The sequence below is a fragment of the Pseudomonas sp. MLB6B genome (assembly GCF_054508135.1).
The window spans coordinates 1,469,464-1,489,047 of the sequence record NZ_CP199313.1 but is presented as its reverse complement, the minus strand read 5'-3'; the positions used below and the strand labels follow the sequence as shown (position 1 = coordinate 1,489,047).

Below are 19,584 nucleotides of genomic sequence, written 5' to 3'. Positions count from 1 at the left end.
ATGTTGCCGGCAGAGCCGCGCCGCATTCAACGCAGTTCTGCTTTCGCTTGCCGTAAACGGCTGGCCCAGGACGCCAGCCCTCAAACAACAGGGAGTTGCCCATGAGTAAAGCTGTCAGTGAGATCAAAGTGCTAATCGTCGATAGCCAACCCACCGTGCTCGAAGCATTGACCACGGTGCTGACGCGACAGGGCTACCGCTGCACCACGGCCAACAGCGCCGAACAGGCACTGGTCCACTACCAGGACGACAGCGCCATCGGTTTGGTGCTCTGCGACCTGCACCTGCCGGGCACCGATGGCATCGAGTTGGTTCGCCAGCTCAAAGCCGTGACCTACCCACCCAGGTTGGTCGAGGCGATTCTACTGACCAGCCACGCCGACAAGGCCGACTTGGTACGTGCCCTTCGCGAAGGCGTCGCCGACTATTACCAACAGCCGGTGGACTTCGATGAACTGCTGCAAGGCGTGCGTCGTCAGGAAACTTCATTGCTCGAACGTCGCCGCCAGGCCCGCGAGCTGGGTAGCCTCAACCAACGCCTGCATCACTTGGCCGAGTCCATCGACGAGCTGTATCAGGACTTGGAGCGCGCCCGCGGCAACAACCTGCAGCGGCGGGCCAGCGATCCGGTGGAAGGCGAAACCGAACTGCCGGCCCTGTTCCAGAAGCTGTCGCCGCGTCAATTGGAAGTGGCGCAGCTGGTCAGCCTGGGCAAGACCAACTTCCAGATCGCCTGCGAACTGGGCATCACCGAAAACACCGTGAAACTGTATGTGTCGCAAGTGCTGCGCCTGACCCATATGCATAACCGGACGCAATTGGCCCTGGCGCTCACACCGCATACTTCGCCTGTGCACCAGCGTTTCACTGCACATTGACGGTTGGCTTGAGGGCAATGCCAGTCGGTTGAGCCGAAACAGTATTTATTGGGGCGGCACCGCCGCCCTGTATCAACCGCCGCGTCCATCCTGCGGGTTCTAGGTTGGGGTCATCGGGCCAGCGATGCCAGCCATCGCAGTGCTTACAATTGACAGCGATGGGCCGCTAAGCGGCCCCGATTACTCGACTGACCGGCATCACCCCTCGCCCTACTCGCTGACCTGAAACTCCACCCGCGCCGTCTCGCCACTCTCGTCCAGTGCGCTCAATTCGACCCGCCCGGTCTGCTGGAACGACACCGTCAACGCCTGTTGGTCGAGGGTCTCGCCCTGCGGCTCGCCATTGACGAACCACCAGCGCCGCCCGCCGCCGCCCAAAGCCGAGACCTGCACCTGCAATGGCTCGCGGCTGCCGATGGGCCGGCGCAGGTGGTCGCCGGCGCGCACACCGACGATCGACAACGGCGGCGCACTGACCGGCACCTGCGGCGGGCACTGCGGATCGACGGCCGGCAAACGCGCCGCGCGGCGCTCCGAGCGCGGCAGCCAGGGCTCCAGCGGGGCCGGCCACAAGGCCACCTCGCGCCTTTGCGCGCCGGGGCAACTGGCATCCACGCGCAGGCCCTGCGGGTTGACCCAGAGCGTCTCGCTCAGGCCCAAGCCTAGAGGCTGGTCGCCCGCCTGCAAGGTCGGCGGCGTGGTGCCCTGCAACGTCCAGGCGAAGCGCTGTCGGCGGCAGTTATCGTCGCGCCGCGGCAGGGGCTGGCCCAGCGGCCAGCAGATCGCCGCCACGCCGACGCTGTCCGGCACCGGCTCGACTGGCACGGCGATGCCGCGCTGGCTGTCGCGGTTGCTCAGCAGGTCGTGCACTTGCAGCATCAGCGGCGCTGCCGAGGCCAGGCCGAACTGCCCGGCCACCGGCGTGCCATCGGGGCGGCCAATCCACACGCCGATCAGGTAGCGCGGCCCGACGCCCACCGACCAGGCATCGCGAAAGCCGTAGCTGGTGCCGGTCTTCCAGGCCAACGCCGGGCGCTGCACCAGCTCGGCGCGGGGATCGCGGTCGGGGCGCGCCTGGCCGCTGAGGATGCGCCGTACGATCCATGCAGCCCCCGGCGACAGCAGCCGCCGTTCGATCAGCGGATCTTGCGGTTGCAGACGAATCCGCGCGCTGTGCCCCTGACGGGCGAAGGCGGCATAACCGCCGACCAGGTCCTCCAGACGGCTACCCGCGCCGCCGAGGATCAGCGACAGGTTGGGCTCGGCCAGCGGCGGTAAGGCCAACGGCACGCCGCCTGTGCGCAACTGCGCGGCAAAACGCTTGGGGCCGTAAGCTTCGAGCAGTTGCACCGCCGGCAGGTTGAGCGACAAGGCCAGGGCCGCGCTGGCCGCGACCGGGCCGCTGAAGCCGCTGGAGAAGTTGCCGGGACGGTAGTCGCCATAGCGCCGCGGCACGTCCTGCAACAGCGATTCGGAATGGATCAGGCCGTCGTCCAAGGCCATGCCGTAGAGAAACGGCTTGAGGGTCGAGCCGGGCGAGCGCAGGGCATGCACCATGTCCACGTGCCCAAAGCGTCGCGCATCGCCGATTTCGATGGAGCCCAGGTAGGCACGCACCGCCATGGTCTTGGCCTCCACCACCAGGATCGCCGCCGACGTGCGCTCCGGCAGGCGCGCGCGCCAGCCCAGCAGCAAGTCTTCCAGGCGCCGCTGCAAGGCGGCGTCGAGGGTGGTGCGGATCAGCGCCGGGCTGTCGCGGGTGTTCAGCCGCCGCGCCAGCAACGGCGCCAAAGCCGGCTCCTGGCGCGGCGCGAGCAGCAGCGGCTCCTCACGGGCCTCCTGCAACCGCTCGGCAGGCCAGACGTCATAGTCGGCCAGCCGTTGCAGCACCTTGTCGCGCGCGCGTTGGGCGCGTTTGGGGTGGCGGTCGGGGCGCAGACGGCTGGGCGCCTGGGGCAGCACGGCGAGCAGTGCCGCTTCGGCATGGGTCAGGTGCAGCGGCGACTTGCCCAGGTACGCCCAACTGGCCGCCGCCACCCCTTGCAGGGTGCCGCCGAAGGGCGCGCGGTCGAGGTAGATCTGCAGGATCTGCGCCTTCGAAAGGTGCCATTCGAGCTGGGCCGTGCGCCACAACTGGCGCAGCTTGCCGCCCAGGGTGCGGTCGTGCGGGTCGAGCAGGCGCGCCACCTGCATCGACAGGGTGCTGCCGCCCGAAACCACGCGCCCGCCGCGCAGGTTGAGCCAGGCCGCACGCGCCAGGGCCATCGGGTTGACCCCGGGATGGCGGTAGAACCAGCGGTCTTCGTAGGTCAGCAACGCTTGCAGGTACAGCGGCGAGACCTGCTCGGCGGTGACCGGGTAGCGCCACACGCCGTCGGCATCGGCGAAACGCCACAGGGGCGTGCCGTCTTCGGCCAGCACCACGCGGGCCAAGTCGTCGCCGGGCAGCGGCAGCGGCCACAGGCGATCGGCCACCCACAGCAGCGCCAGCACCAGCAGGACCGTCAGTACCGCGCTGAGGCACAGGCGCCCGGCACGGCTGCGCGGGCGGACTAGACTGGGCATCGGGAACCGACCTGCCCCGGCCATGGCCAAAGCGCTGACACCGATTCATTCATCAGGACGTAATCATGCATGTAGAAGGCTTTTTCGAATGGCTGGGCCAGGCGCTGGGATCGCTGATCCGCATCATCGTCGATGCCTTGAGCGGCCTGTTCAATTTGCTGGCCAACGCCGGCGGCAATTTCATCGACGGCCTGTCCCGTACCTTGGGCATGGACACGTCACTGGTCAGCATCGCGGCATTGATCGTCGGTTTGATGCTGCTGTTCTCGGCAGTGCGCGCGTTCATGCGCGCGTCGATCGTGCTGGGCATCGTCTGGCTGTTGCTGGGATTGTGGGTGATGAGTTGGGTGGTGCATTGAGGCGGAACTGAAGTCTTGTTTGGTCAGGAAGAGCTGAGTCAGGCGTGGGTTTGCCAGGGGAATGAGTCAGGGAAGCTATGCCCCGTCCCGATGTCAGTCGGTTGGGTCGAAGTTATGCTGCTTGGGGCTGCCTTGCAGCCCATCGCGGCTGATCGGAGCGCCGAACCGGCCGCTCCCACAGGTCCACCTTGATCTGTAGGAGCGGCTTCAGCCGCGATGGGCTGCAGAGCGGCCCTAATCCTTTGATCGACCATCATGGGGCCTCGTACGGCTCGGCCCGCACCACTTCGGCCTGTCCACAGGCCAGCCACGCTGGCCTGCTCCGCCTGCCCCTCAGCGGGCCTTGATCTGCATTTCCCCTTGGCTTTCGCCCACCGCATTCAGGTTGGGGCGGTACATCGACTCGACCTGTGCCGGCGGAATGCGGTAGCTGCCCGGCGTAACCGCCCGGGCCAGGTACAGCAGGTGGGTGGTGCCGTAGTTGTCCAGCTTGAGCGCAGCGACGTAACGGTCGTCGCGGAACTCCTGGTGCACCACGCTGGCGTTCTGCATCGAATCTCGCCACTCCTTCACTGCGCTGCTGGCGTTGTCCAGGCTGGCCGAGCTTTGCGCCAGGTTCTGGTTTTCCAACTCCAGGCCGGCCGGCAGCAGGTCCACTACCAGAGCGTCCGGCACACGGTCCTTGGCCTTGAGCGCCAGGTGTACCAGCACCAAGTCGCCGCTACGCAGGTTGCCGAGGTTCAACGGCTGACCGTTGAGGCCCAGGTACTCGCGACGGATCTCGATGCCGTTGCTCACCGGTGCCGGCGCCTGACGCGGATAGCCCGACAGGGTCAGCTGCTGGTACAGGGTGTCGCCACTCTGGTTCTGCACGCTCAGCGGCGAGGCCAGTAGCGGGCCTTCGAGCTTCAGGCCCGACTCGGCGTTGTCCAGCTCACGCACTTCCCCGGCGCTGTCCAGACGCGCCTTCCAGGCGCCTTCCGGTTTGCCGAGCAGGTTGCGGCCGGCGAGGAACAGCGCGTTGCGTTCCTGGGTCGAGAGGTAGCCGTTGGCGGCGAGCTCGTCGGACAGTGCGAACAGGCGCTGGTCCACCTGGTTGGCCGCCAGCTGGTTCTCTTGCAGCAGCGACAGGATCAGCGCCTGGTCGCGCAGCGCACTGCCGTAGTCGGCCAGCCAGCCCTTGCCGCGGCCGATGCTCAACCCGGTCTGCAAGGCCTGCTGGGCGCGCGGTTTGTCGCCCATCTTGTCCAGGGCCACAGCCAGCTGCACCAGCGCCAGGCCCGAGCGGGCATCGGTGCGGCGCTCGAACAGGCTGCGCAGCGCGCCCAGCGGCGCCTGCTGGTTGCGTGCCAGCACCAGGGCAGCGTAGGCCTGCACGGCGAAGCGGGTGTGCTCGGCATTGTCGCTGTAGTCCACCTCGATCAGGTTGCGCTCCTGCAAGTAGCGCAGCAGGCGCTCGTTGGCCTTCTTCAAGGCGTCGGCCGGTACGCCGTAACCCTGCTCGCGGGCGCGCTGGAGGAAGTCGGTGACGTAGGCGGTCAGCCAATATTCCTCTTCGCTGTCGCTGCTCCACAAACCGAAGCTGCCGTTGTAGCGCTGCATGCCCAGCAGGTGCTCGATGCCGGCCTCGATCTTGCGCTTGCGCACGTCGGCCGGTTCGCCCTTGATGCCCAGGCGTTTGAGGCTGTCGGCATCGGCGTAGAGCGAGGGGTACAGACCGCTGGTGGTCTGCTCCAGGCAGCCGTAGGGGTAGGCTTCCAGGGCACGGATCTGCTCGGCGAGGTTCAGCGGTGGTCGGCTCGACAGCGCCAGGCTGGCTTCCAGGCCGGCCGGTTCGAAGGCCGCCAGGTCGTTGTCCGGCAGGCTCCATGGCTGGTCCTTCAGGGCCACGCGGTAGTGCTTGAGCATCGCCGGATAGGCCGGGCGCACGCCCAGGGTCCAGTCGCGGGTATAGACGCTGCTGGGTTCGTTGGGCAGTTGCAGACCGGTGACCTGCACCTGCACCTTGCCCTGCCCCAGGCCACCTTCGGCCTGCACCGGGATCATCAGGGTGCTGCGCTGGCCTTCGCTGAGGCTGACCTGCTGCTCGGTCGGGCCGATCAGGCCGATCTGCCCTTCGCTGTGCAATTGCACGGTCAGTTGCTGGGCACGGCCCGACAGGTTGGCCAGGTCCAGAGCCAGGCGCGTACGGTCACCCCCGGCCAGGAAGCGCGGCGCCGACAGCTCGGCGATCAAAGGCGCGGCGACCACGGTCTTGCCTTCGGCGACGCCGAAATGATCGTCGCTCCAGGCTTGGGCCATCAGCCGCAGCTCGCCGTTGAAGTCGGGAATGTCGACGCTGGCGACGCCCTCGCCCTTCTCGTCCAACGTCACCGACACGCTCTGCTGGGCGACGATGGTCACCGTGGTGTTGGGCCGCTTGCCGCCCTTGGCCATGGCCGCGTCGCCACCGAAGGCCAGGCTGGCCAGACGGCCCTGGCCGGCTTCGATCAACTGGCCGTAGATGTCCAGTTGGTCGGCACCGTAGGCCTTGCGACCGAACATGCCGGTGAAGGGGTCGGGGGTCTTGAAGTCGGTGATGTTGAGGATGCCGACGTCCACCGCCGAGAGCAGCACGCGCACCTGCTTGGGCACGCTGCCATCGGCATTGGTGGCCTTGAACTTGACCTTCAGCGGCTGCTTGGGCCGCATCTTTTCGGGCGCTTGCAGGGTCAGCGCCAATTTACGGTCGCCACGTTGCAGCGGCAGGTGCAGCACGCCCACGGCGCGCTTGGGCGTGGCGTTGACCTTGCGCTCGCCGGGGCGGATCACCAAGGCGCTGACGTACAGGTCGTGACGCGCCCATTTGGGGTCCAGGCGGATGTCGAAGGTCTTGCCTTCGGCCGGTACGTCGATGGCCTGCCACCACAGCGGGCCGTCGGCCGACTCGACCATCAGGTAGCCGCTGCCGGCGGCAGGCGGGGTGACGGTGACCTGGGCACTCTCGCCGTCGGCATAGGCCGGTTTGTCGAGCGCCAGCTTGACCTGGTCGGGACGCACGGCGCCGCCTTCGGCGTTGTCCTGGGCACGGTAGCCGGCCCAGAAGCGTGCGCTGGAGACGATGCCGGTCTCTGGGTCTTCGACTTCGACGCGGTACGGGCCCCACTCCACCTGGAAGCTCAGGGTGGCGGTGGCGCCGGCTTTGACGCTGACCGTTTCTTCGCTCTCGGTGAGGAATTTTTCGTTGAAGTTGTAGCTCCAGCCGTCGTCCTGGGAGTAGTTCCAGTAGTAGTCGCGGCGCTCGCGGACCAAGCGGACCTTGAGGTCGTCGGCAGCCAGCTTGTGGCCGTCGCGGTCAGCGACCAGGATTTCGAACTGCACCGGGGCGTCGCCGTCGGTCTCTTCGCCGTCGAACAGGCCACGCAGGCCCGGCAGGCGTTCGGCCGGCCAGATGGGTTGTTCGAAACGGCGGGTGATGGGCCGGCCACCGGACTCCTGCAAGCTGGCCTGGACGGTCAGTTGCAGCGGCGAGCGGGCCTCGGCCCAGCGGCTTTCGATGTCCAGGCTGGCCTTGCCGGCCTGGTCGAGGGTAACTTCGTCGAGCTCCAGGTCCTGGCTCAGGTCGCTTTCGCTGACCGAACCGAACTGGTAGCCCGGCAGCGCCGGCACGGCTTCGCGCAACGGACGCAGATAGGCCTGGCCGCTCAAGCGGTTGCCGGCGGCCGGGGCGCCGTAGAGGTAACGGCCGTTGACCTGGATGTGCGCGGGCTCTTCCGGGCTCAGCGGCGTAGGGCTGCCTTTGAGTTCCAGGGCCAGGCGTTCGGGCAGGAAGTCTTCGACGAGGAATTCGTAGACCTGCTTGCGCCCGCCGCCCAAGTCGAGCAGCAGTTGCCAGCGGCCGGTCGGCGTTTCGCCGGAGAGTTGCAACTGGTACTGGAACAGCCCATTGCTGTCGGCCTCCCAGACGAACTTGCGGCTGACCTGCTCGTCGGGGCGGCGCACTTCCACGTTGACTGGCTGGGCCTTGACCGGCTTGCCGTCCTGGTCGCGCAGCAGGCCGTTGAGCAGCACGGTTTCCCCTGGGCGATAGAGGTCGCGCGGGCCGAAGATGAAGAACTGCAAAGGGTTGGCCTGGGGGCCGGTGATGTCGAACTCGGCCAGGTCCAGCGCTGCGGTATTCAGGCGCAGCAAGGTGGTGTGCACGCCCTGGGTGGCGATCAGGGTGTCGGCCTTGGCGTCGATCGGCATCTGCGCATGGCCGTCGCCGTCGGTGCTGGCCTGGGCGAGCAGCTTGCCCTTGTCGTCGTGCAGTTCGAGCTTGACGCCGTCCAGCGCCTTGCCGCCGTCCAGCGCTTGGGCGAAGACGTCGATACGGTCGCGGTAGCGGTGCGCCGACACGCCGATGTCGCTCAAGGTGAACAGCGTGGCCGGCTGGGAATAGTCGTAGGTGCCCGAGGCGCGCATCACCGCCAGGTATACGCCCGGCTCTTGCAGCGGCTTGATCCCGGCGATCGGCAGCAGCACGGTTTCGCGGGTGTTGCGTGCGGGATCGAGGTCGAAGCGGCCGCTGTAGACCAGGTCGGCCATCTCCAAGGTTTCTTTGGACTGGTAGGCGTACAGGCTGCTATTGCGCCCCCAGTTGACCAGGAAGTTCGACAGTTGCTCGGGTTTGACGCGGAAGAAGTCGACGTCGACCTTGGCCACGTTCAGGGCGATCACCGGCAGGCCTTCGGCCAGGCGCGTGGGCAGCAGCGAGCCGCGGCTGGCGAAGCCGACGGTGGCCTGCATGTCGCGGGTCTCCAGGCGGCTGACCACTTCGCTATCGAGCTGCTTGCCGTTGACCGCCAGCAGGCCCTTGTCGACGGTGAGCACCAGCTTGCGCTGCGGTTCGAGGTGGCGCAGGCGCAGTTCCATCTGGTTGTTCGACAGCTCCCAGGCGCCGTCCACTTTGCCCTTGACGGTGTCGACCAGGTGCAGTTTGCCGGCGAAGTCCTGCTCGGCGTCCAACGGTGCGGAGAAGCTGACCGACAGCGCGCTGGCGCCGTCTATCTGCACTTCCGAAACGTCCAGCACGTTCAGCTCGCGGCCCGCATAGCGCTTGGCGAGCACCGCCGGATCTTCGCGCTTGCTCGGCGCGGCCTGGGCGGGCGCGGCCGCGGCTGACGTGTCGGCCGGGGCGGGCTTGGGCGCCTCGGAGGTGGAGGAATCACAGGCACTGAGCAGGGCCAGCGCGCAGGCCAGCAACAATCCTTTGTTGAGCATGGAGAAGGAACTCTTCGGCAGCGTGGTCGTAAGGGCGGCAACTATAGCCCACCGGGAAACAATTCACTCGGATGGGTGCGTGAGCTGAGACTTCGTTCGCAGGGATTGGTTGCTCGCTGACACAAGAGATTTTACAAAATATGTCTACTTGCCTGGAGCCCGGTAGAATGCGCGGTTTTCCTGCGACGATTGGCTGTCCACGCCCACCGCTGAGGGTCGTTTGCCAGGCACCTACCGTCACGCCCGAACCCTCTGGAGCCGCATGCCTTCACTGCTGACCGACTGGTGCAACCGCGCCACCCACCGCAAGGTCTGGGCCCTGGCCGCTCCGATGATCCTGTCCAACGTCAGCGTGCCGCTGGTGGCGCTGGTCGACAGCACGGTGGTCGGCCACCTGCCCCATGCCCATCAGTTGGGTGCGGTGGCGGTGGGTGCGGTGCTGTTCACCTTCATGATGGGTTTGATGGGCTTTCTGCGCATGGGCGCCACCGGCTTCGCCGCCCAGGCAGCCGGGCGCGGCGACGGCGCGGCGTTGCGCCAGGTGCTGGCCCAAGGCTTGTTGCTGGCAATCGGCCTGGCGGCGCTGCTGGGCCTGCTGGCCTTGCCCTTCAGCCAACTGGCGCTGCACTTCATGCAGCCCAGCGCGGCCCTGCAGCAGGCCACCCAGGACTTTTTCCACACCCGCCTGCTCGGCCTGCCAGCGGCGCTGGCCAGTTATGCGCTGGTGGGCTGGTTCCTCGGCACGCAGAATGCCCGTGCGCCGCTGGCGATCCTCCTGGCCACCAACCTGTTGAACATCGCCTTGAACCTGTGGTTCGTGCTGGGACTGGACTGGGGTGTGGTCGGTTCGGCGCGCGCCTCGGTGATCGCCGAGTGGAGCGCTGCCCTGCTGGGCCTGGCCCTGACCCGCCCGGCGCTGCGCGCCCATCCGGGGCGCATGGCATGGTCGGCCTTGCGCCGCTGGCAGGCCTGGCGCCCGTTGCTGGCGGTCAACCGCGACATCTTCCTGCGCAGCCTGGCCTTGCAGGGCGTGTTCCTGCTGCTGACCGTGCAAGGCGCGCGGCTGGGCGAGGCGACGGTGGCGGCCAACGCGCTGCTGCTCAATGGCCTGCTGCTCACCGCCTACGCGCTGGACGGCCTGGCCCATGCGGTGGAGGCACTGTGCGGCCACGCCATCGGCGCCCGCCAGCGCGAGGTGTTGCGCCGTTCGCTAGTGGTGGCCGGGGGCTGGTCGTTACTGGTGAGTCTGGGCTTCGCAGCGCTGTTCCTGAGCGCCGGGCACCTGTTCATCGACACCCAGACCGACATCGCCAGTGTGCGCCAAGCGGCGTATCCGTATCTGCCGTACCTGGCGCTGCTGCCGCTGGTGGCCGTGTGGAGCTACCTGCTCGACGGGCTGTTCATCGGCGCCACGCGTGCGCGGGAGATGCGCAACGCGATGCTGCTGTCGGTGTTGCTCGCCCTACCCCTGGCCCTGGCCCTGCGCGGGCTGGGCAACCATGGCCTGTGGCTGGCGTTTCTGGCGTTCATGGCGCTGCGGGCAGCGACACTGGGCGCGATGGCCTGGCGATTGCGCAGAATGGGAGGCTGGGTTTGAAGGTGGGGCGGATGGAGTGTTTGCGGTCAGCCGTAGGAACATGCAACGCAGGCCCGGTTCGGCTGCTGCGGTTTGAGATGAAAGCGACGTAGTGGGCAATTGGGCCGGCGCCGCCGGCCATCGCGACTAAAGTCGCTCCCACAAGGTCGCTGCATTCCCGGACAACCGCGTCGCTGCGGCAGCGGCTTCGGTTACATCTCAGCAGGAGCGGCTTCGAGTACAGCTCTGTGGGAGCGGCTTCAGCCGCGATGGGCGGCGACGCCGCCCTGATCCAGTCCACTCCACCAGCGCGGGTGACGCCGTCGTTCGGCTCGCCGGAGACGGGACACCCGAAACACCCGCGATTCAGGACGACAGGTACGACGAGCGGGTCAGCCCGAGGCGCAGCGCGTCGAGGTACTGGGTACGCTCGCGCGGGCTGATCTTGGCGCTGGCGACCTTGTCGCGGTAGTGGGTCATCAGCTCTTCGGGCGACAGGTGCACGTAGCGCAGCATGTCCTCGATGGTGTCGTGGGTCTCGATGCCGGCGTGGTACACGCTGCCGTCGGCGTTCTGGTAGATGTTCACCGAGTCGGTGTCGCCGAACAGGTTGTGCATGTCGCCGAGGATTTCCTGGTAGGCCCCTACCAGGAAGATGCCCAGCAGGTAGTCTTCGCCTTCGTTGATGCCATGCACCGGCAGGCTGGTTTCGATGCTCTGCTCGTCGACGTACTGGTTGATCTTGCCGTCCGAGTCGCAGGTCAGGTCTTGCAGCACGGCGCGGCGCAGCGGCTCTTCGTCCAGGCGGTGCAGCGGCAGGATCGGCAGCACCTGGCCGATGGCCCAGGTGTCGGGCAGGCTCTGGAACACCGAGAAGTTGCAGATGTACTTGTCGGCCAGCTTGTCGTTGAGCTCGTCGAGCACCTGGCGGTGCGAGCGCTGGCGGGCCTTGAGCGAATTGTGCAGGCGCCGGCACACGGCGAAGTAGCACTGCTCGGCCAGGGCCTTTTCGGACAGGCTGAGCTTGCCGTCGGCGTACTGGGCGGCCACGTCGCTCATGTAGTGGGTGGCGCGCCAGTAGGTTTCGGTGACCATCTCGATGTCGGTCGGGCCGAGCAGATCGACCAGCCATTGCACGGTTTCCGGCAGGCTGGCCTTGTCTTCGATGGTCGGCACCTGGTCGTTGTGCTTCTCGACGTCGGTGACCTGCACCACCAGCATGGCGTGGTGCGCGGTCAGCGCCCGGCCGCTCTCGGAGAAGATGTGCGGATGCGGCAGGCCCTGGGCGTCGCAGAACTCCTTGAGCATGCCCACCACCACGGCGGCGTAGTCGTCGATGTCGTAGTTGATCGAGCTGGCGTTGCGCGAATGGGTGCCATCGTAGTCGACGCCCAGACCACCGCCGACGTCGATGTGGTCGACAGGCAGACCCAGCGCGCGCAGCTCGCCGTAATAGCGGATGGCTTCCTTGAAACCGTGCTGGTAGTCGGCCAGGTTGGCGATCTGCGAGCCCATGTGGAAGTGCAGCAGGCGGATGCCCTGGTCGAGGCCGGCGTCCTTGAAGCGTTGCACCACCGACAGCAACTGCGCGGCCGAGAGCCCGAACTTGGATTTCTCGCCACCGGTGTCGGCCCATTTGCTCGACGCCAGCGACGACAGGCGCACGCGCAGACCGACCTGGGGCTTGACCTTGAGTTCGGCCGCTTCGTCGATCACCAGGGCCACTTCCGACTCTTTCTCGATGACGATGAACACGTTGTGGCCCAGCTTCTGGCCCATCAGCGCCAGACGGATGAACTCGCGGTCCTTGTAGCCGTTGCAGACGATGGTGCCGCCCTTGGGCGCCAAGGCCAGCACGGCCAGCAGCTCCGGCTTGGAGCCGGCTTCCAGGCCGATGGAAACGTTCTGCGTGGCGATGATGTTTTCGACCACCGCTTCCTGCTGGTTGACCTTGATCGGGTACAGGGCGGTGTACTGGCTCTGGTACTCCATGCGCGCGATGTTGGCGTCGAAGGCGCCGGTGAGCTGGCGCACGCGGTCCTGCAGGATGTCGGGGAAGCGCACCAGCAGCGGCAGGCTCAGGCCGCTCTGACGCAGCTCGTCGACCTGCTCGAAGAGGTCGATGGGCGAGCTGTCGGGGCCGTTGGGGCGCACTTCCACGCGCCCGGCTTCATTGATGGCGAAATAGCCTGCGCCCCAATGGCGAATGCCATAAACACTGCGGCTGTCGGCCACGGTCCACTGGCTGCCATCGTCTTTGCGTGTGCGTCGTACGGACATTCAAGTCCCCTATTAGAGAAGTCAGAACACGGCCCTGCGCGCGGTGGCAGGCAGTGTAGATGCTGAAAATGACGGTTCGTCCATGCTGGGGATAGACCCCGGTTGCACAAGCGAGTTTAGAAACGCAGGGGTAAAAACCTTGGCTGCGGCCGCAAAAGTCTGGAGTCGCAGGTCATGCAGGGCGGGGTCGGATGGCGTTCCAAGTCGCCAGCCACGCACCCACGCGCAGCCTTCAGCCACCCGACTTCTTGGCCGTGAAACCACGCTCGGTAAGTTCGGCGAGCAGCAGTTCGACATGTTCGCCCTGGATCTCGATGACGCCGTCCTTGAGCGCGCCGCCAGTGCCGCAACGGCGCTTGAGTTCGGTGGCCAGCGCTTTCAGCGGCTCGGCCGCCAGGGCCAGACCCGTGATGGTGGTGACGGTCTTGCCGCCACGGCCCTTGCTCTCGCGCCGCACACGGGCGATGCCGTCGCCCTGTGGTACGTGCTGCTGGCAGATACAGGCATCGACTGGCTGGCTGCAGTCGGGGCAGTGGCGACCGGCGTCGGTGGAATAGACCAGACCGCCGAGGGCGGCGAAGGAGGAGGATTTCTTGGCCACGTTCGTGCCTCTTGTTGAGGGCAGAAACTGATCGAGCCTGGTGCCGGGCCGACCGCGAGGCCCCACTCTGGCAGGGGCGGCGCTGATTGCCGCGGTACACACGGCAACCCATAAAGGGCGCGCAGTTTAACGAGAAAAAGCCTATGGCCCAAGTAGCGGAATGCGCCATTTTGCGCCTGTTTTGCGACCTTGCCGGAGATGCCGTCAGGTCAACGGCCGAGCGCGCGCCGATAGCGTTGCAACGCGGCCAGGGAATCGGGGCAGTAGGGCTTGCTCAGGCTGTCGGCCTGCGCTTGGTCGAGGCTGACGAAACGCGCTTCCAACACCTCTTCGGGTTGCAGGCGCAAAGGACCGTCCCATACCGCAGAGAACACCGCGCACCACAGGTGGTTATCGGGTTGGTCGAAGAAGAACTTTTCATGGAACTGCAACGCCACGCCGCTCACGCCCAGCTCTTCTTCCAGCTCACGGGCGGCCGACTGCGCGTAGGTTTCATCGGGCCCGACCATGCCCCCGGCGGCCACGTCCCAGTAACCGGGGTACAACGCCTTGCTCAGGGTGCGGCGGTGCACGCACAGCTCACCCTGGCTGTTGAACAGGAGAATGAACGTGCCACGGCCGATCAGCGCACGCTCGCGCAGTTCGGCCCGTGGCAGGGCACCGAGCAGGCGGTCCTGGGCATCCACCCAGGCGACCCGCTCAACGTCGGAGGCCGCGCGGTGCGCGGCCTCCACAGGGTCGATCGGCATGTCAGCCCTGGGACAGCAGCTGACGCAGGTCGATCACTGCGGCATTGGCGCGGGAGATGTAGTTGGCCATCACCAGCGAATGGTTGGCCCACATGCCGAAGCCGCTGCCGTTGAGCACCATCGGACTCCAAAGCGGCTCCTGCGAAGCTTCCAGCTCACGGATGATCTGCCGCACGCTGACGGTGGCGTTCTTCTTCGCCAGCACGTCGGCGAAGTCGACCTCGATGGCGCGCAGCAGGTGCGACAGCGCCCACGCCTGGCCACGGGCCTCGTAGAACACGTTGTCGATCTGCAGCCAAGGCGTTTCCACCAGCTCCTCGTCCACCTGCGGCGCTTGGCCAGGGACGATGGCTTCGGTCTTCAGGTTGCTGTTGAGCTTGACCCGGCCGACGCTCGCCGACAGGCGTTGCGACAGCGAACCCAGACGGGTGGCGACGTCGCCCAACCAGTTGTTGAGGTTGTCGGCACGGGTATAGAAGATCGCGCCTTTGTCACCGGCGGCCAGGCGCGCCTGGTAACGCGACAGCGACTTGATGCCTTCCTCGAACTCCGATTCGCTCGATGGCAGGATCCAGCTCTTGTGGTCGAAGTTGAAGCGCGGCTCGGCCTTGGCCAGATCCGCGTCTTCGGTGGACTGCGACTGGGAACGGGCGAAGTCCTTGCGCAGTGCGCGGGACAGGTCACGCACCTGGACCAGCACGCCATACTCCCAGCTCGGCATGTTGTCCATCCACAGGCCTGGCGGGAAACGGTCGTTGGCGATGTAGCCACCCGGCTTGTTCAGCAGGGTGCCGGACACGTTCTTCAGGGTTTCGACGGTGGTGTAACCCACGACCATCTTCTGGCCGGACTGCTGCGCGGCGGTTTGCGCGGTCTGCTGCACCGGGAACAGGTCGGGTTCCTGGCTCCAGTACCAGCTCAGGCCGATGCACACCAACAGGTACACACCGATGACCGCAGCCAAGGTACGGCCCCAGATGCCGCCACGGCGGCGGGGGGTGGCTTTGCGGGAGTCGGCCCGCTCGCTCGGCGCGTCAACGGCCTCGCGTTTTTTCCAGTCCAGCATGGCTTTTGTCCTTAATTCAGTCACGTCGAGTGCGAAACGTTGTATGGAAACCACCTACCCTAGGCAGGCGTTTTCACTACAGGGCCTGGGGCTTGGACCACAGGGTCACGCTAGGGTGCCACGGCAGATCGCCGGCTCGGCACTATAAAGCAGACGCTTTCATGCGCATACGCGACCCACCGCTCGGCGGGCCGTATAGAAAGATGCCGCATTTTATCGCATGGCAGCGGGCGGTTGGCCCCCCAGCAGTGCTAGCATGGAGCCACTATCGGACTGCGACCGCAGTGAGCCCATGAACCCACCCCTGACCCCCTCCTCCATCCCCTCAAGGTCTTCGCGCATGCACCAAGTGCTGCAACAAACCCGCGATGTCCTGCTGCTCTGGCAACGCTTGCACCACACCGACCCGACCCGCACCGGCCTGCGCTACCTGCACAAGGCGAGTCTGCGCTTGTGGCGGACCGCCGAGCAGTGCGAGCAGGCGCCACAGGTGGCCGTGGCCCAGGCCCTGTGTGCGCAGCTCGAACCGCTGCTCGAAGGCCAGCCGTCGTTACCGGCCGGTGCGCTGGATGCGCTCGCGCCCTTGATCCAGCAACTGGCCCGCAGCAGCCTGCGCCGCGACGACCAGTTCGACGATGTGCTCCTGCCGGCCTTGCGCCGGCCGCTGTACCTGTTGCTGCAAGATGCGCAAGCGGCCGAGCGGCTGGTCCAGCAACTGGCGTTCTTCGGCCTGGCGGCGCAGGCCCTGGACAGCGTCGACGCCTTGCGCAGCGCGCTGGCCGAGGCGCCGCCGGGAATCGTGGTGCTGGATGTGGATTTCGCCGGCCCCGGTCGCGGTCTGCAATTGGCCCAAGCCCTGCAAGCCGACGCCGAACCGCCTTTGGCGCTGCTGTTCTTCAGCCAGGATGACAACGACACGTGCGCGCGATTGAGCGCGGCGCGCATCGGCGGCAAGGCGTTTCTCACCGGCGCGTTGGAGGCCTCCGCGCTGCTGGAGAAGATCGAGCGTTTGAGTGATTCCGCCGACCTCGACCCGTTCCGCGTGCTGATCATCGACGACTCGCGCGCCCAGGCGCTGTACACCGAGCGCATGCTCAGGCATGCGGGGATATCCACGCGGGTGCTCATCGAGCCGCTGCGCACCATGGACATCCTGGCCGACTTCCAACCCGACCTGATCATCCTCGACATGTACATGCCGGGCTGTACCGGCTCGGAACTGGCACGGGCCATTCGCCACAACGATCGCTACGTGAGCGTGCCGATCATCTACCTGTCTGCCGAAGCCGACCTGGACAAGCAGCTCGAAGCCATGAGCGAAGGCGGCGACGACTTTCTCACCAAGCCGGTGCAGGCCCGGCAACTGGTCACCACCGTGCACAACCGCGCCGCCCGTGCCCGCCACTTGAACGCGCGCCTGGTGCGCGACAGCCTGACCGGTCTGTACAACCACACGCACATCCTGCAACTGCTCGAAGACAGCAGCCACCGCGCACGCCGCGAAGGCCAGCCGTTGAGCTTCGCCATGCTCGACATCGACCACTTCAAGCGCATCAACGACGTGCATGGCCACCCCACCGGCGATCGTGTACTCAAGAGCCTGGCGCTGTTCCTGCGCCAGCGCCTGCGACGCACCGACTTCATTGGGCGCTACGGCGGCGAGGAATTCGCCATCGTCATGCCCGACACGCCGCTGGACGCGGCCTATCACCTGCTCGACGACCTGCGCCAGCGCTTCGCCGAGCTGCACTACCCAGCCCATCCGCAGCCGTTGAACTGCACCTTCAGCGCCGGCGTGGCGAGCTTGGATGACGGCATGGACGCCTCGCAGCTGGGCAACATCGCCGACGAAGCGCTGTATGCCGCCAAGCACAGTGGGCGCAACTGCGTTCTGAAAGCCGAGCCGGCCCCGTAGCGGCCGGTTTGGCGCTTCTGCTCGGTTGCGGTGGCCGGCACAGCCGGCCCACTCCAAGCGACGCGATCGGCCCCTTGCTCTCATCGCCATGCGCCAGACGACATACCGCCCGGATCGGCGCTCCGCTGCGACCGTCGCGAGCAATCGCTATGCCGTCTCATCGCGCCTGCAGACAAAGGCCTCTGCCGTCATCAACCGGTCATCAATTGGCAATACCGTCAGCGCGGTCATCCCTCCTGCCGGAAGTGCGCGGCCATGCGTCTGAAGCTGCTGACCAACCTCAACACCTTGCTGCTGGTAACGGTATGCATCGCCCTGGGTGCGACCCTGTGGTGGTCGCAGCACGCCCTCCAGCGTCCGTACCAAATGATGGAGCGCTACCTGAACCTGGCCCAGCGTTTCCAGAACGAGGGCGCGGCCAACGTCCAGGCGTACCTGGGCAGTGGCGATGCGCTGCGCCATGCCGCTGCCCTCCAAGCCATCGAACAGCTGCAAGAAAGCCTGAGCGCCTGGCCCAGCGCCCTGGCCGACAGCCTGCACCCGAGCCTGGACGACTTGCAGCGTTTCGCCGCAGCCGACCTGCTGGCCGCTGGCAAGCTGGCCGCCGATCCTCAGGCCCTGCTGTTGCAGGCCGAGCGCGAACTGGGCGCGACCCTCGAGCAACTGGCGCGCTATGCGGCCGATGGCGGCGGCGCAACAGCCGACGGTTACCGCGCACCGCTGCTGGATGCGGCCGTGCACCTGGCGCGGCTGTCCCTGGCGCGCGACAAGCTGGTCAGCAGCGGCCGCGCCGGGCTGGCCGACGAGGTGCAACGCGAGCTGCAGCTGATCGACGCCCAGGCCACCTTGCTCGATGCCCTGCCCCTGCTCGGCGTGACCGCCACGGCGACTTCGGGCAGTGACGACTTCGCCGCGCTCATGGGTTTGCAGAGCGATGCCCAGAAGGCCCCGCAAGACCAGGGTGTCGACCTCAAGCGCCAACTGCGCAGCCTCATCGACCGCTACCCGACCGAGCTGCAGCGCACCCGCGCCCAGATCGAGCAGCGCACCGCCCTGGCCGCCAGCACCGAGCGGCGCCTGGGTGCGGTGCGCAACGCGATCGCCGCCGTGGAGCCGCAAGTGCGCGCCCTGCACGGCCAGATCCAGAGCGAGGTGCGTGCTCTGCAAGGCCTCATGATCGCGCTGATCCTGCTCATCGCCGTGCTCATCGACACCCTCCAGCGCCGCTTGGCGCGCACCCTGAGCAACCTGGCTCCGGCCCTGTCGCGCTGGGCCGAGGGCGATTTCGCCCGGCCCATCGCCCTGGGCCGCACCAACCGCGAACTGCACGATATCCAAGCCTCGCTCAACCGCCTGCGCCACTACCTGGTGGAGCTGATCGGCACGCTGCGCCACCACGCCGAGCAAGTGGGCGGCAGCAGCCACGCCCTGGCCGACATGAGCAGCGCCCTGCACGACGGCGCCGAACGCCAGGCCGGCGACACCGCGCTGATTCGCGACGCCTTGGGCGAGCTGGAAGCCACCATCGTCCAGGTCGCCAGCGACGCGAGCGCCGCCGCCGGTGCCAGCCAGGACGCCGGCAGCGCCGTCGCCCAGGGCCAGCAGGTGATCGGCAGTAGCCTGGCAGGCCTGCGCACCCTGGTCGAAGAGGTGCAGGGCAATGCCCGCAGCATTGAGCAGCTGGCCGAGGAGTCGGCCACCATCGGCAGCGTGCTGACGGTGATCCGTTCGATCGCCGAACAGACCAACCTGCTGGCCCTGAACGCAGCCATCGAGGCCGCCCGCGCCGGGGAAATGGGCCGCGGCTTCGCCGTGGTCGCCGACGAAGTGCGCTCGTTGGCCCAGCGCACCACCGGCGCCACCGGTGAAATCCAGGGCCTGATCGACCGCCTGCAACAGGCTGCCCGCCGGTCGGTGGACGGCATGCGCGCGCAGCTCGACCACGCCCGCCATACCGCCAGCCAGGCGCAGGCCGCCGACGGCGCACTCGACGACATCGTGCGCGCCATCGCCACCATCGCCGACACGTCCGTGCGCATCGCCGATGCCACCGCCCAGCAGCGCGGCGCGGTAGGCGAGATCCGCGACCACAGCGAGCGTATCCATGCCTTGGGTAACGATAACCTGCAGCGGATTGGCGAAGGGCGTGAGCAAGGTGGGCAATTGTTACGCCTGGGCAGGGAACTGAACACGGCGGTGCGGGCGTTTCGGGTGTGAAGCCGTGAACTGGCGTTTCCAGCCGGGGTTGGAAGCTGTAATGCACCTGGAATTGGCAAGGCATGACAGGTCCTCGCACCGTGTGAGCAGTTCAAAATTTCTGGCGGGCCGGCCTGATGCACGCGGATAAAGCGAGC

General features: G+C 66.9%; 11 protein-coding genes. 5 read left to right on the top strand and 6 right to left on the bottom strand.

The window, feature by feature from the left end:
* The first annotated feature begins 101 nt into the window (after positions 1-101).
* A complete protein-coding gene (locus ACSMEV_RS06405; protein ID WP_459207691.1) occupies positions 102-878 on the top strand; it encodes a response regulator transcription factor in 777 nt (258 codons plus the stop codon).
* Between the two features lie 210 nt (positions 879-1,088).
* Here the strand turns inward: ACSMEV_RS06405 and pbpC are convergent, their stop codons facing one another.
* A complete protein-coding gene (gene pbpC, locus ACSMEV_RS06400; protein ID WP_459207690.1) occupies positions 1,089-3,443 on the bottom strand; it encodes a peptidoglycan glycosyltransferase PbpC in 2,355 nt (784 codons plus the stop codon).
* 65 nt (positions 3,444-3,508) lie between these two features.
* On the opposite strand from pbpC, the gene ACSMEV_RS06395 reads away from it, so the two are divergent.
* A complete protein-coding gene (locus ACSMEV_RS06395; RefSeq protein WP_296269359.1) occupies positions 3,509-3,802 on the top strand; it encodes a hypothetical protein in 294 nt (97 codons plus the stop codon).
* A gap of 333 nt (positions 3,803-4,135) precedes the next feature.
* Here the strand turns inward: ACSMEV_RS06395 and ACSMEV_RS06390 are convergent, their stop codons facing one another.
* Positions 4,136-9,043, bottom strand: coding sequence for an alpha-2-macroglobulin family protein (locus tag ACSMEV_RS06390; protein WP_459207689.1), 4,908 nt, complete (start codon positions 9,041-9,043; stop codon positions 4,136-4,138).
* Positions 9,044-9,305: 262 nt separating this feature from the next.
* Between ACSMEV_RS06390 and ACSMEV_RS06385 the strand changes: the two genes are divergently transcribed.
* The gene (locus tag ACSMEV_RS06385; protein ID WP_459207688.1) at positions 9,306-10,640 is read left to right on the top strand and encodes an MATE family efflux transporter; all 1,335 of its coding nucleotides are present in this window, start codon (positions 9,306-9,308) and stop codon (positions 10,638-10,640) included.
* 345 nt (positions 10,641-10,985) lie between these two features.
* Here the strand turns inward: ACSMEV_RS06385 and speA are convergent, their stop codons facing one another.
* The 4 genes from speA to ACSMEV_RS06365 all read right to left on the bottom strand — a co-directional run bounded on the left by speA (position 10,986) and on the right by ACSMEV_RS06365 (position 15,315).
* Positions 10,986-12,899 carry an arginine decarboxylase gene (gene speA, locus ACSMEV_RS06380; protein ID WP_296269356.1) on the bottom strand — a complete coding sequence of 638 codons (1,914 nt, stop codon included), beginning with the start codon at positions 12,897-12,899 and terminating at the stop codon, positions 10,986-10,988.
* A 232-nt stretch (positions 12,900-13,131) separates the two neighbouring features.
* Positions 13,132-13,500: a translation initiation factor Sui1 gene (locus ACSMEV_RS06375; protein WP_459207687.1), complete on the bottom strand. Its 369-nt coding sequence runs from the start codon at positions 13,498-13,500 to the stop codon at positions 13,132-13,134.
* A gap of 209 nt (positions 13,501-13,709) precedes the next feature.
* Complete coding sequence (locus ACSMEV_RS06370) at positions 13,710-14,249, bottom strand: NUDIX hydrolase (RefSeq protein ID WP_459207686.1); 540 nt, start codon at positions 14,247-14,249, stop codon at positions 13,710-13,712.
* Position 14,250: 1 nt separating this feature from the next.
* Positions 14,251-15,315: a DUF2333 family protein gene (locus ACSMEV_RS06365; protein ID WP_459207685.1), complete on the bottom strand. Its 1,065-nt coding sequence runs from the start codon at positions 15,313-15,315 to the stop codon at positions 14,251-14,253.
* Positions 15,316-15,607: 292 nt separating this feature from the next.
* On the opposite strand from ACSMEV_RS06365, the gene ACSMEV_RS06360 reads away from it, so the two are divergent.
* Both ACSMEV_RS06360 and ACSMEV_RS06355 read left to right on the top strand, forming a co-directional pair.
* Positions 15,608-17,230 (top strand): diguanylate cyclase, encoded by a 1,623-nt coding sequence (locus ACSMEV_RS06360; protein WP_459207684.1) that lies wholly within the window; start codon positions 15,608-15,610, stop codon positions 17,228-17,230.
* Positions 17,231-17,485: 255 nt separating this feature from the next.
* Entirely contained in the window at positions 17,486-19,447 is a 1,962-nt protein-coding gene (locus ACSMEV_RS06355) for a methyl-accepting chemotaxis protein (RefSeq protein ID WP_459207683.1), read from the top strand.
* Positions 19,448-19,584: the final 137 nt, after the last annotated feature.

What these genes read in the sequence shown, in the direction of transcription:
- ACSMEV_RS06405 (WP_459207691.1), top strand. Translation starts at nt 102, where the DNA reads ATGAGTAAAGCTGTCAGTGAGATCAAAGTGCTAATCGTCGATAGCCAA.
- pbpC (WP_459207690.1), bottom strand. Translation starts at nt 3,443, where the DNA reads ATGCCCAGTCTAGTCCGCCCGCGCAGCCGTGCCGGGCGCCTGTGCCTC.
- ACSMEV_RS06395 (WP_296269359.1), top strand. Translation starts at nt 3,509, where the DNA reads ATGCATGTAGAAGGCTTTTTCGAATGGCTGGGCCAGGCGCTGGGATCG.
- ACSMEV_RS06390 (WP_459207689.1), bottom strand. Translation starts at nt 9,043, where the DNA reads ATGCTCAACAAAGGATTGTTGCTGGCCTGCGCGCTGGCCCTGCTCAGT.
- ACSMEV_RS06385 (WP_459207688.1), top strand. Translation starts at nt 9,306, where the DNA reads ATGCCTTCACTGCTGACCGACTGGTGCAACCGCGCCACCCACCGCAAG.
- speA (WP_296269356.1), bottom strand. Translation starts at nt 12,899, where the DNA reads ATGTCCGTACGACGCACACGCAAAGACGATGGCAGCCAGTGGACCGTG.
- ACSMEV_RS06370 (WP_459207686.1), bottom strand. Translation starts at nt 14,249, where the DNA reads ATGCCGATCGACCCTGTGGAGGCCGCGCACCGCGCGGCCTCCGACGTT.
- ACSMEV_RS06365 (WP_459207685.1), bottom strand. Translation starts at nt 15,315, where the DNA reads ATGCTGGACTGGAAAAAACGCGAGGCCGTTGACGCGCCGAGCGAGCGG.
- ACSMEV_RS06360 (WP_459207684.1), top strand. Translation starts at nt 15,608, where the DNA reads ATGAACCCACCCCTGACCCCCTCCTCCATCCCCTCAAGGTCTTCGCGC.
- ACSMEV_RS06355 (WP_459207683.1), top strand. Translation starts at nt 17,486, where the DNA reads ATGCGTCTGAAGCTGCTGACCAACCTCAACACCTTGCTGCTGGTAACG.